This is a genomic window from Undibacterium sp. GrIS 1.8 (assembly GCF_040544445.1).
Classification (GTDB): domain Bacteria; phylum Pseudomonadota; class Gammaproteobacteria; order Burkholderiales; family Burkholderiaceae_D; genus Undibacterium.
This window is the reverse complement of the sequence record NZ_JBEONQ010000007.1, coordinates 1-13,055: the sequence shown is the minus strand read 5'-3', so window position 1 is coordinate 13,055 and position 13,055 is coordinate 1. Positions and strand designations below refer to the sequence as shown.

Sequence of the window (13,055 nt, the reverse complement as noted above, 5' to 3'; positions counted from 1 at the left end):
ATAAACCTAATTCGTCACACACAGATGTTAACCAGTAAAAGGCTTTTTAAACGAACTGTCTGTGGTGATAAATTTAACATACTGCTCAGAGTATATTTTGATTGTCCAATAATAACTTGGACGATAGAAGTATTTGATGATTTTTTTATGGGAGTATATAAAAAAGCGATACTTACTGACCCGCTTTTTAAGTCACGCCTGAAGAATATCCAGCATTGCAGAATGAAGGATTTATTTGGCAATGCATGAATATTAAGAAAAAATGTGTTGCAAAACCGCACTGAAATCCATAAAAAAATTACTCTACACACATAAAGAGTAGGAAATTTTAACGATGAATCACCACCATCAGCGCCTTAGCTTCCGTCTTACCAATATTGCGGATTGCGTGATTTTTGTCAGCCTCGTACCGCGCTGTGCCGCCGACTTTGAGTTTTTTCTTAATACTGTCTACTTCTACTTCTATCTGACCATTGAGTAAGGTCAAGTGCTCAGTCGCACCAGGGTCATGTGAATTAGACACCAGTGCGCCGCCCGGAGCCAAGATCAGTTCATACCACTCATATTTACCTGCCAGTTCCATCGGGCCTAAAATTTTTAAAACATAACCGGCGTGTTCACCTGGCAAAGTTGGTGTCTCATGCGGTTCCAGCATACGGATGACATCGACCTTGGGCACTTCTGCTGACAGTAATTCGGCAATACTGACGCCTAGTGCATTCGCCAGCCGCCACGCGACTGCAATCGTGGGATTGGCTTTTTCTCTCTCTATTTGTGACAGCATCGATTTAGAAACACCGGCTGTACGCGATAAATCGTCCAGCGTCAGACCACGCTCCAGACGCATTCTTTGCAAAGTAGCACCTACTTCTGGCGGCGTATTACTCAAAACTTTTTTCATATTGCCTCTTGCATAGTTGAACAAGCACAGATAATATCCACTATATCGAACTTTAGTTCTTCATATCGAATATTTCAATGATTTGAAAACATCTTACCAGAGCATTACGATGGGTGGGTTAGTTTTAAATCCAGGATTTGCATAAACTTGCTCCAGCAGCATTGCTGAAGCGATCTTGTGTAAGTCCTGAAAAGTCATAGAATAGTTCTACCCAGTCATCAGGAGCCAAGCATGAGCAACGTCACCGACACATCTAGTAAGCAATCATTTTTTAGCGGCCTAAGCCAGAACTTAGACGGCCTGCGTTCACAAGGTCTGTACAAACCGGAACGTGTGATTGCGTCGCGTCAGGGTGCCGAAGTCACTTGCGATGATGGTCGCCAACTGATTAATTTGTGCGCCAATAATTATCTGGGCTTGTCCGGCGACGAGGCGATGGTACAGGCATCAATCAAGGCGACTGAGCAATATGGTTATGGCTTATCCTCAGTCCGTTTTATCTGCGGCACACAAACGGTACATAAACAATTAGAACGTGCGATTGCTGATTTTTTGGGTACTGAAGATACGATTTTGTATGCGGCGGCGTTTGATGCCAATGGCGGTGTGTTCGAGCCGTTGTTTGATGAGAACGATGCGATTATTTCTGATGCTCTTAATCATGCATCGATTATCGACGGTATCCGTTTATGTAAAGCTGCCCGCTTCCGTTATGCCCACAACGATATGGCAGATCTGGAAGTTCAATTGCAAGCAGCGGCAGGCAAACGTCATCGCGTGATTGTGACCGATGGCGTGTTCTCAATGGACGGCACAATTGCCCAGCTCGACAAGATCTGTGATCTGGCTGACAAATATGATGCCTTGGTCATGATTGATGAGTGTCACGCCTCGGGCTTTATGGGTGCAACAGGTCGCGGTACACACGAGCATCACAACGTCTTAGGTCGCATCGATATCATCACCGGTACATTGGGCAAAGCTTTAGGTGGTGCGATGGGTGGATTCACCGCAGCGCGTAAAGAAGTGATCGACACCTTGCGTCAAAAATCCCGTCCTTATTTATTTTCTAATACCTTAGCGCCGTCGATTGCCGGTGCATCGCTGGCGGTGCTGGAACGCTTATCGACTTCTACCGAATTGCGCGATCGCTTGCATGCCAATACTGCACACTTCCGTCGTGAAATTGCAGCGCTCGGATTCACTATCAAACCCGGCACACATCCTGTCGTACCAGTGATGTTATTCGATGCTCCGGTAGCACAAAAATTTGCTGCGCGTTTGTATGAACTAGGCATCTTAGTTACTGGTTTCTTTTATCCGGTGGTACCGATGGGTCAGGCACGCGTGCGAGTGCAATTATCCGCAGCGCATACAACAGAACAACTCGATACCGCCCTCGCCGCCTTTGCGCAAGCAGGCCGTGAACTTGGTTTAATTTAATAAAGGACAGCACATGGAACGTATTTTAGTCATCGGCGCGAATGGTCAAATCGGCAGTGAACTGGTTGAAGCATTAGCCACACAATATGGCGCAGACAATGTCATTGCGGCGGATATCAGCCCTAACAGTTTGTATGGCGCAAAAATCTATGAAGTCATCGACGTGTTAAACACAGCCCGTCTTGCAGAGGTCGTAGAAAAATATACCGTGACTCAGGTGTACCAACTGGCTGCATTATTATCTGCCACAGGCGAGCAAGCACCGTTAAAAGCCTGGACCTTGAACATGGATGGCTTGCTGAATATTTTAGAACTGGCGCGTATCCGAGGTGAAGCGGGTAAACCTTTAAAAATATTCTGGCCGTCCTCCATCGCTGCATTTGGTCCTAACACGCCAGCCGTCAACACACCGCAATATACGGTGATGGACCCAAGTACGATTTATGGCATCAGCAAATTAGCGGGTGAGCGTCTGTGCGAATATTATTTCCAAAAATATGGTGTTGATGTTCGCAGCATTCGTTATCCAGGCATCATCAGCTACAAGTCGCCACCGGGCGGTGGCACGACTGATTATGCGATTGCGATTTTCCACTCCGCTTTGCGTGGAGAATCATATGAATGCTTCCTGGAAGCTGAGACAACATTGCCGATGATCTATATGCCTGATGCGATCCGGGCGACGATTTCTTTGATGGATGCACCTGCCAGCAAACTTTGTATACGTTCTTCTTACAATGTCGCTGGTTTAAGCTTCAATCCACGGGAATTGGCCCTCGCAATCAAACAAAATTTGCCCGACTTTGACATACACTACGCGCCAGATAGCCGCCAGGCGATTGCTGCTACTTGGCCACAGAGCCTTGACGACAGTGCCGCCCGCAAGGATTGGGGATGGCAGGCAGAGATCGGCATGACACAATTAGTCAATGACATGCTGAAGAACGTAAAGATCAGCACTGGAGCACAAGCCCAGGCTGCATAAAAATTTTTGAGACAAAGTGAGGTTTGGTATGGACATGCGTGTATTTGATTTATTTAAAATAGGTGTAGGTCCATCCAGCTCACATACCGTCGGCCCGATGCTTGCGGCGCGGCGGTTTTTACTCGAATGTCCTGAATTATTTAAAGTCAGTAAAGTACAAGTTGCCTTATACGGTTCGCTAGCGTTAACGGGGCATGGTCATGCCACTGACAAAGCAGTATTACTCGGCCTGATGGGCGAGACACCGCAAGATGTGATTCCCGATACGATTGAAGATAAATTGACTGCGCTCGCAAGCAGCGGCAGTATGAATTTGCTGGGGGAATATCCCGTCAAGTTTGACATGATGGACGACCTCTTATGGCACAAACAAGAAGTTTTGCCAGGACACCCAAATGGCATGCGCTTTACCTTGACGCGTAACGATGGCACTAGCTGCGATCAGGTCTTTTACTCTACTGGTGGTGGTTTTATTTCGACTGAGGCAGAGCTGCTGCAATCGGCCAGCGCGGATAACGATCACGCCACGTCCTCCCGACCTTTTCCATTCGGCACAATGGCAGAATTATTGGCACACGGTCAGCGCACTGGGCTCTCCATTGCCGCGATGCTGCGGGCGAATGAGATCACTCATTGCAGCGATGCAGAACTCGATACAGGTATCGACAAAATCTGGGCTGTAATGAAGGGATGCATCTCACGCGGCTTGCAAATCTCAGGTGAATTACCTGGCGGTTTGCACGTGAAACGACGCGCAGCAAAATTGTGGCGCAGCGCCAATGAAAGTGCGGACGTCTTACCACATGACGGCATGCATAAAGTCAGCTTATATGCGATGGCGGTAAACGAAGAAAATGCTGCAGGCGGTCGCGTCGTTACTGCCCCTACCAATGGTGCCGCTGGTATTATCCCAGCTGTATTGCGATATTACGCAGAAGACTGCAAACCAAGTAATCCAGAATTAGGTATCCGCAATTTTATGTTAGTTGCTTCGGCAATCGGCATGCTTTGTAAGAAAAACGCTTCTATTTCCGGAGCAGAAATCGGTTGCCAGGGCGAAGTCGGCGTAGCCTGCGCCATGGCTGCTGCCGGGCTCACCGCAGCGCTGGGCGGCACTAATGAACAAATCGAATCGGCAGCCGAAATCGGTATCGAACATCACCTGGGCATGACCTGCGACCCAATCGGCGGCCTGGTACAAATCCCCTGTATAGAACGCAACGGCATGGGTGCAGTTAAAGCGATTACAGCAGCATCACTGGCGCTCAGAGGCGATGGCACGCATCATGTCAGCCTCGATCAAGTAATAGAAACCATGCGACAGACCGGCGCGGACATGCAAACTAAATATAAAGAAACCTCACTCGGTGGTTTGGCTGTGCATGTCATCACAGTCAATCATGCAGCCTGCTAATTGCGGTACTCTGCTCTGCGACTATTGTTTTATTGCACTCATTAAGATGTGATATCTGCGACCCGCATTTGCAACATCACACTGTGCTTAACAGCTATACCAGCATAGAAAAACTATACAACTAAACCTACACAAATAAACTTACTTTAGTCAATGAAGAAGCAGAATCAGATCCTGCTTATTCATCGAGCTTATGCAAGTCGAGTAGGTCTTAGTAAATATCCTTGACTATATACTCCCCATAAATTTTCTCCAAAACCCTCTATTGTCCAATATTTACCTGAACAATGAATATATACAGGCAGAGAGTATATTTTTAACTCTGGTCTGAATGCATCTGCTCTGTTCTCTTTTTTGAAGATGAAATATAAATACGTTATCCAAAAAATAATCAAAGTTGCAGTTAAATGAAATGGGTATACGCTTGGCGATATCACTTAGCTACATCACTTAGTTTTTGTCGCTTAGCTTTGTAATCTTCGATCAGGAGTACGCCATGTCCTACAAGACCATACTCGTCCATGTGGATGAATCCAACCGCTCCCACCTGAGAATCCAGGTCGCGGCCGAACTTGCGATTGCCGAAAATGCTCACCTGATTGGTACTGCCGTGACTGGCGTATCGCGTTTTATCTACCAGGACGGCAACATCAGCATGGGTGACCCTAACTTAGTGATTCATTTAAACTTGCTACGTGAGCGTGCAGAAAAAGCTATTTCTGGTTTCAATAAAAGTATGCAGGAATCTGGTGTGCAATCTTTTGCCAGCATGATTGCCAATGACGAGGCTGGTGGTGGCATTGGCTTGCAAGCACGTTACAGCGATCTGGTCGTGATCGGACAAACTAATAATGATGAGCCATCGCCATCGGTTTTACCTGATTTTCCAGAATACATCATCATGAACTCTGGACGTCCTGTGCTGATCATTCCCTACACGGGTGATTTCACGTCAGTAGCAAAGCGTCCGCTTATTTCATGGGACGCAAGTCGCGAATCGACGCGCGCTGTGACTGATGCAATCCCACTGCTCAAGCGGGCAGAATTAGTACAAGTGGCGATCTTCAATCCCAAGTCCACACCCGACGCACATGGAGAGCAACCTGGTGCAGATATCGCTCTGTATCTGGCTAGACATGGCATCAAAGTTGAAGTGTCAGTACATAAAACATCTACTGATATCGGCAATGCCGTGCTGTCGCTGGCACATGATCTGGATAGTGATTTACTGGTGATGGGTGGTTATGGGCACTCGCGCTTCCGCGAGATGATTATGGGTGGCGTAACCAGAACCATTCTTAAAAGCATGACTATTCCTGTGCTAATGTCGCATTAAGCTACACTAAGGTGGACGAACAATTTTTTATAATGCGTCATTCATGCGTCGTTCACGTTTAATTTAGACCTTGTAAGAAAGGTGATTTATGTCTATTTCGGCACTACAAACTGGTCTGTCAGGACTTCAATCTTATCAACGGGCACTGGATAGCTCTGCTCACAATATTGCAAACGCCAATACGAATGGCTTCCAACCCCAGCAAGTACAATTTCAGGAAGCCACAAACGGCGGGGTAAATAGTAGTATTACCAGCTTTAGCAACAGCTCGGGAGCTACCGCGCCAAGCGCCACTAGTGGTACCGACCTCGCCACTGAACTTGTACAGTCTTTAGAATATAAAGCCGGTTTCGATTTTTCAGCCAAGATCGTTAAAACTGCTGATCAAGTTTTAGGAACATTGTTCAACATTACCGCTTAGGTTTGAAATAATATTGCCGATTTTTAATTTACAACCAAAATCAAGAAACTAATATAGCCTGACGAAGCATAATAATTATGCGAAATAAATGAATGTAATAAGTAAGTATAAAACCAGGCAATAAAAAAGCACCGCGAACGGTGCTTTTTTATTGAGCAAAATATTTTATTCAGTAGCGTTAGAAACAGGCGCAGAAATCAAAGACTTATTGATCGTTACTTTACCCTTTTGCTTTAAAGCTTCTATATAAGAATAAACATCTTGCTGCGCCAGAGCATCAGACAATTGCTGTTGCTCAGATTTACGTCTTGCTACATCAACCGTGCCAGCAGTGACCTTGCCAATACGGTAGATCGTATAACCAGCACCGGGAACATCAATACCGACAAACGCGGGTAATTTTTGCACATCCGCTTTCATCACCTCAGCAAACGCCGCTGGAGATATCTCTGGATTCTTCAAACGAGAAAACACTTTTACATCTGAAAAACCAGCTGTGCTATCAGCGGCTTTCAAGGACTTCAATTTATCTTCGCCTGCTTTTTTCGCCAGCGCCACAGATTCAGTTTGAGTAACACGGGCAACGATCAACGCCTTAACTTCATCAAAAGGACGTTTGCTTGCTGCTTTATATTCAACAATACGTCCTGAAATCAAGGTGCTCGGGGCTACTTCTACTGCTTCAGTATTATGTTTTTTCTTGATGACATCATCAGAAAAAATTGCTTTTAAAAACTTAGTATTATTAAATAAAGCTGTCGCTGGCAAAGCTGGATTTGGCTGACGCGTCAACGATGATACTGTCTCGATCTTTAATTTAAGTTTGTCAGCAACATCTTTCAAACTATCGGATTGCTCATACACGGAGTTTGTAAAAGTCTCGGCTGCATCTGCATAAATTTTTGCTGCTTTTTGTTTTTTGATCTCAGCAGTAATCTGAGGTTTAACTTCATCCAAAGACTTTACGCTGGCAGGCTTTATCGCAGTCAGCTGGATAATGTGATAGCCGAAATCTGTCTGCACCACATCACTGATATCACCCTGCTTCAATTTGAAAGCCGTATCTTCAAAAGCTTTCACCATAGCGCCTTTGCCGAAGAAATCTAAATCGCCACCACGTTCTGCAGAACCCGGATCTTGAGAATTTTCTTTCGCTAACTTCGCAAACAATTCAGGATTCTTGCGCAAGGTTGCTAGCAAACCTTCCGCCTTTGCTTTGGCCGCTGCTTTATCAGCAGCGCTGGCATCTTTCTTAGTCGAAATCAAGATGTGGCTGGCACGACGCTGCTCTTCAGTTGAGTAAGCTTTTTTATTTTGTTCATATAGTGCTTGCACTTCCGCGTCTGTCACCGTGATTTGTGAACTCAGTGCGTCGGTATTCAACACAACATATTCTGCTTTGATCGACTCAGGAATTTCAAATTGTGCAGCATTTTTTTCGTAGTACGCTTTTAAGGCTTCATCAGTAATTTTTACTTGAGCAGCGAAATCACCTGATTGGAAATTCAAAGCCTGGACTTCACGCTCTTGCTCATTGATCGCAGAAAAACGCTCGGCAACTGTCTTAGGTACAAACGCAGTTCCCTGAACTGCCGTCAACAACTGCTGCAAAGACATATCTTGACGCAGACGTTCCTGATACATCATTGGCGTCATACCTTGTGCTGCTAATAATGCTTTATATCTCTCATTGTCAAAACTACCGTCAGCTTTCGTTAAACCAGGGGTAGCAATAATCGTCTGCTGCAGAGTTTGATCTGCCACACTCAAATGCTGGCTAGTCAACTCAGCCATTAAGGCTTTACGAGTAATCAATTCATCCAGTATCGATTGACGTGCTTCTGGAGTGTTAAGTAATTTGGAGTCAAATTGAGCGCCATAGGCTTGACGCAAACGTTCTAGCTGATCACGCTGTGCCGCATCAAACTCTTGCTGACTAATCGACTGGCCAGCTACGGTCGCAACCGCATCACTCGCGCCGCGTGAACTTGTATAACTTTGCAATCCAACAAATGCGAACGACGGAAAAATAATGAGCAGCAAGAGAAACTGCATCAAGCGTTGGTGTGTACGAATATACTCAAACATGGTCAACCGATCACTCTGACAAACTGTTACCGAATATGAAAAAAGGTGAACTTACGTTCACCTTTTTAATCTTGGCGGAGCGGACGGGGCTCGAACCCGCGACCCCCGGCGTGACAGGCCGGTATTCTAACCAACTGAACTACCACTCCTTATTTGCTACAACTTATATTGACAATCATGGTGGGCGCTGAGAGGCTCGAACTCCCGACCTAAGCCTTGTAAGGGCTCCGCTCTACCAACTGAGCTAAGCGCCCCATCCATCTACTGCCAATACTTGTGACGCTTATCACTGCGTCACGAAGTCCATTAGTTTACAGCATCTTTCAATGCTTTGCCAGGCTTAAATTTAGGAACCTTGGCTGCTTTGATCTTAATTGCCTCGCCAGTACGTGGGTTACGACCTATTCTAGCAGCGCGTTTACCCACTGTAAATGTACCAAAACCGACCAAAGTAACAGTACCGCTTTTTTTCAATGTCGTTTTTACAGCACCAATAATTGCATCTAATGCTCGTGCCGATGCTGCTTTGGAAATATCAGCCGTGTTAGCAATGTGTTCGATCAATTCAGTTTTATTCACTTACGTCCCCCTCACAAAAGTCCAATTTAACTCCGCGATGATGTATTCGATTATTTATTGGTCGGGCATCGATCACGCCAAGCAGAAAATCTGCATCCAGTATTAAATCAAGCCGGAAACCCTTGTGTCAAGCGGTTTGCAGCGTTTCCCTACAATCTTCTTGGGTTTTCTTCTTCAAATCAAAAGTATAATTTCAAATAATTGATTTGCACCATCATCGCATCTAAAAATGCACTCGAATACGGCGTGCTTGCAGATGTTGTTTGACAATATTTGGTTCAGCACCAAATTGAACCATCGACATATACACAATCTCAAGCCCAAAAATTAGCTCGGCGATCCTTATTATCCTAACTCAATCTCTTTATTCCAAATGACCATGAAAACGATCAAACGATTCGGCACCCCCTTATCTGCTACCGCAACTAAAGTTATGCTGCTTGGCTCTGGCGAACTCGGTAAAGAAGTTATTATTTCTTTGCAACGTCTTGGCGTCGAAGTTATCGCAGTAGATCGGTATGAAAATGCGCCGGGACATCAGGTTGCGCACAGAGCGCACGTGATTGACATGACTGATGGCGCAGCACTCGCTCGCTTGATTGAGTTAGAGCAGCCCGATTTAGTCGTACCGGAAATCGAAGCCATAGCCACCACCATGTTGATGGAGCTTGAGAAGGCCGGCAAAACGCGCGTCATCCCAACTGCTCGCGCCGCATGGCTGACCATGAATCGTGAAGGCATCCGGCGCCTGGCGGTTGAGACCTTAAACCTGCCAACCTCACCTTACCGGTTCGCTGATAGTCTCGCTGAATTACAACAAGCATCAAGCGAAATCGGCTTTCCGTGCATCATCAAGCCAGTGATGTCCTCATCAGGAAAAGGTCAATCAAAAATTGATAGTGCAGAAGAAGTGGAAGCCGCCTGGAACTACGCTGCAGCAGGTGGTCGCGTCAATTCTGGTCGCGTGATTGTTGAGGGTTTCATCGACTTCGAATATGAAATCACCTTGTTGACCGTGCGCGCGATCGGAAGCAACGGAGAAGTCGAGACCCATTTCTGCGAACCTATCGGCCATGTGCAAGTACAAGGCGATTATGTCGAATCATGGCAACCACAAGCTATGCACAGTAAGGCATTAGAGCGTGCACGTGATATCGCTAAAAAAGTCACGGACGATCTTGGCGGCCTTGGCTTATTTGGCGTCGAACTATTTGTGAAAAACGATATGGTCTGGTTCTCTGAAGTCAGCCCACGTCCTCATGATACCGGCATGGTGACGATGTCCAGCCAAGTCCAGAATGAATTTGAGTTACACGCCAAAGCAATCCTCGGCTTGCCGGTTAACGTAGCGCTGCGCACGCCCGCTGCATCTGCGGTAATCTACGGTCAGCATAATCACAAAGCAATTGCGTTTGAAGGTGTGGCAGAAGCTTTGCAAGTGGAAGGCACCGATATCCGTTTATTCGGTAAGCCAGAATCATTTAGTCGCCGCCGCATGGGTGTTGCACTAGCCACTGCGGCAGGTACCGATACGGCTCGGTTGCTGGCAAAAGCTGCTGCTGCCAAAGTGAAGCCCGTGATTGTTGACGAATAACGCAACAAGCATACGCAAAAAAACAACCCGCTTTATACCGATAACTAAACTCGATAAATTCAGCATGGTGAGTTTAGTTAAGATATTTTTTAGTGCAGTACAAGCAAGCGCTTGAATTAACGGTCATCCTTATGAAATTTGACGTCGCAATTGTAGGTAGTGGCTTAGCAGGTTTATCGGTCGCGCTACATCTCGCTAAGACCCGCAAAGTTGCGGTGGTTTCTAAGCGTGCTTTACTCGATGGTGCCAGTGATTGGGCGCAAGGTGGTATTGCCGCCGTACTGGATTCGCATGACAGTCACGAGCAGCATATTTCAGATACGCTGATCGCTGGCGGTGGTCTGTGTGATGAAGGTGCGACCCGCTACATCATTGAACACGGACGCGAAGCAATTGATTGGCTCATCGAACAAGGTGTGCCATTTACGCGTGACGACGATGCTGAATTAGGCTTCCACCTGACGCGCGAAGGCGGTCACAGCCAGCGACGGATTATTCATGCTGCTGACTCCACAGGTCATGCCGTACAACAGACACTGGAACAAAAAGTTCGGGCGCATCCGAACATCAGTTTGTTTGAACATCACTACGCAATCGACGTTATTACCTCAGCCAAGCTGGGCGAAACATCCGCGACACCGCGCTGTTTGGGTCTGTATGTGCAAGATGTCAAAACGGGTAAAGTCCATACGTTTGAAGCGCCACATACCGTCATGGCGACTGGCGGCGCTGGCAAAGTGTATTTGTACACGACCAATCCGGACACGGCGACGGGGGATGGCATTGCGATGGCATGGCGTGCTGGATGTCGCGTAGCGAATATGGAGTTTATGCAATTCCATCCGACCTGTTTATATCATCCGTATGCCAAATCATTTCTGATCACTGAAGCGGTACGTGGTGAAGGTGGCATCTTAAAGTTGCCAGCAGAGGCAGGTGCCAGCGCAGGTGCACGCTTTATGCTCGATCATGATAGCCGGGCAGAACTCGCACCGCGCGATGTGGTCGCAAGAGCGATCGATTTCGAAATGAAAAAACGTGGTTTAGATTTTGTAGAGCTCGATATTACGCATAAATCACCGGAATTTTTAAAAGAACACTTCCCAATGATTTATGCCCGCTGCCTGGAATTGGGTATCGACATTACTAAGCAAGCTATTCCCGTGGTACCTGCAGTACATTTCACCTGCGGCGGGATTGTGACCGATACGACCGGCAGAACAGATTTGCCTGGTTTATACGCCGTAGGAGAGACCGCCTACACCGGTCTGCATGGCGCCAATCGATTAGCCAGCAATTCCTTGTTGGAATGCCTGGTTATCGGCAAAGCTGCGGCGCAAGACATCGCGGCACAAGAATTACGACCGTCTCTCAACTTACCAGCATGGGACGAAAGCCGTGTATCGGATGCAGATGAAGAAGTCGTCATCGCTCACAACTGGGACGAACTGCGTCGCTTTATGTGGAATTATGTCGGCATCGTTCGCACCAATAAACGACTGGAGCGCGCAAAACATCGGATACGTTTATTGAAAGAAGAAATCGATGAGTATTACGCTAATTTCCGCATTACAAATAATTTGCTGGAACTGCGCAATCTGGTTGATGTCGCCTCACTGATCGTGAATAGCGCACTGTCTCGCCGCGAAAGCCGAGGCCTGCATTTTAGTCGCGATTATCCAGACACCTTACCGAAAGCCTTGCCTACCGTGCTATCGCCTAAACGTAAAAAATAATAAAGCTCCACCAAATAAAAAAGCGCCGCAAGTTCGTATCAAAACGAATTTGCGGCGCTTTTTTTTGCAAAAATAAATCTAAAGCATAAAACCAATAAATTAATACTCCCACCCAGTAATTTAAATCGTCCAAGCGATATCTGGACAATAAGGGTAGGCGGATTCAGCTACGAAGAGCAACGGGAGGTAAGTTTTAGTGGGAGTATATCCAAATTATAAAAAACCTCAAACGGCGTTCGATAGCCGAGGCATTTCCTAGGGCGATGATTGAGATGATTGACTGCCCGTTGTAACTGGGCTTGAGTGATTTCCTTGAAGTTGGTGTTCTTTGGAAAGTAGTATCGTAATAAGCCGTTCGTGTTCTCGTTGAGCCCCCGCTCCCAGGAATGATACGGATGAGCGAAGTACACTTGGGCTTGCAGATGCGCTGCGATGGACTCATGCCCTGCAAATTCCCTGCCGTTATCGAACGTGATGGTATGGCAGTGCTGCTGATGTGGCGTGAGCAGTTGCTCGATGCTGGCAGCAACCCCTTGCGCGTGTTTGCTATGATGTTGC

At 46.6% G+C, this 13,055-nt stretch carries 11 protein-coding genes and 2 tRNA genes; 7 read left to right on the top strand and 6 right to left on the bottom strand.

Annotation, left to right across the window (positions count from 1 at the left end):
• Window positions 1–328: 328 nt before the first annotated feature.
• Entirely contained in the window at window positions 329–901 is a 573-nt protein-coding gene (locus AAKU64_RS04755) for a helix-turn-helix domain-containing protein (RefSeq protein ID WP_354329808.1), read from the bottom strand.
• A 231-nt stretch (window positions 902–1,132) separates the two neighbouring features.
• On the opposite strand from AAKU64_RS04755, the gene kbl reads away from it, so the two are divergent.
• The 5 genes from kbl (at window position 1,133) to AAKU64_RS04730 (ending at window position 6,500) form a co-directional block, all read left to right on the top strand.
• A complete protein-coding gene (gene kbl / locus AAKU64_RS04750) occupies window positions 1,133–2,344 on the top strand; it encodes a glycine C-acetyltransferase (protein WP_354329806.1) in 1,212 nt (403 codons plus the stop codon).
• A gap of 13 nt (window positions 2,345–2,357) precedes the next feature.
• Entirely contained in the window at window positions 2,358–3,329 is a 972-nt protein-coding gene (locus AAKU64_RS04745; RefSeq protein WP_322118248.1) for an NAD-dependent epimerase/dehydratase family protein, read from the top strand.
• A 28-nt stretch (window positions 3,330–3,357) separates the two neighbouring features.
• Complete coding sequence (locus AAKU64_RS04740) at window positions 3,358–4,743, top strand: L-serine ammonia-lyase (RefSeq protein ID WP_354329804.1); 1,386 nt, start codon at window positions 3,358–3,360, stop codon at window positions 4,741–4,743.
• A 496-nt stretch (window positions 4,744–5,239) separates the two neighbouring features.
• Entirely contained in the window at window positions 5,240–6,079 is an 840-nt protein-coding gene (locus AAKU64_RS04735; protein WP_322118246.1) for a universal stress protein, read from the top strand.
• An 88-nt stretch (window positions 6,080–6,167) separates the two neighbouring features.
• On the top strand, window positions 6,168–6,500 hold the full coding sequence (locus tag AAKU64_RS04730) for a flagellar basal body protein (protein ID WP_354329802.1): 333 nt from the start codon (window positions 6,168–6,170) through the stop codon (window positions 6,498–6,500).
• 165 nt (window positions 6,501–6,665) lie between these two features.
• Here AAKU64_RS04730 and AAKU64_RS04725 read toward each other — a convergent pair whose 3' ends face one another.
• The 4 genes from AAKU64_RS04725 to AAKU64_RS04710 form a co-directional block, all read right to left on the bottom strand.
• Window positions 6,666–8,588: a SurA N-terminal domain-containing protein gene (locus AAKU64_RS04725; protein ID WP_354329800.1), complete on the bottom strand. Its 1,923-nt coding sequence runs from the start codon at window positions 8,586–8,588 to the stop codon at window positions 6,666–6,668.
• Window positions 8,589–8,660: 72 nt separating this feature from the next.
• A tRNA-Asp gene (locus tag AAKU64_RS04720) sits at window positions 8,661–8,737 on the bottom strand.
• Between the two features lie 29 nt (window positions 8,738–8,766).
• Window positions 8,767–8,842, bottom strand: a tRNA-Val gene (locus tag AAKU64_RS04715).
• 52 nt (window positions 8,843–8,894) lie between these two features.
• The gene (locus AAKU64_RS04710; protein WP_322118780.1) at window positions 8,895–9,167 is read right to left on the bottom strand and encodes an HU family DNA-binding protein; all 273 of its coding nucleotides are present in this window, start codon (window positions 9,165–9,167) and stop codon (window positions 8,895–8,897) included.
• Between the two features lie 379 nt (window positions 9,168–9,546).
• On the opposite strand from AAKU64_RS04710, the gene purT reads away from it, so the two are divergent.
• On the top strand, window positions 9,547–10,761 hold the full coding sequence (gene purT / locus AAKU64_RS04705; protein WP_354361554.1) for a formate-dependent phosphoribosylglycinamide formyltransferase: 1,215 nt from the start codon (window positions 9,547–9,549) through the stop codon (window positions 10,759–10,761).
• Window positions 10,762–10,892: 131 nt separating this feature from the next.
• Window positions 10,893–12,497 (top strand): L-aspartate oxidase, encoded by a 1,605-nt coding sequence (nadB, locus tag AAKU64_RS04700; protein ID WP_354329796.1) that lies wholly within the window; start codon window positions 10,893–10,895, stop codon window positions 12,495–12,497.
• 167 nt (window positions 12,498–12,664) lie between these two features.
• Here nadB and AAKU64_RS04695 read toward each other — a convergent pair.
• Window positions 12,665–13,055: IS30 family transposase (locus AAKU64_RS04695; RefSeq protein ID WP_354361552.1), on the bottom strand; the 391-nt coding region annotated here is incomplete at its 5' end.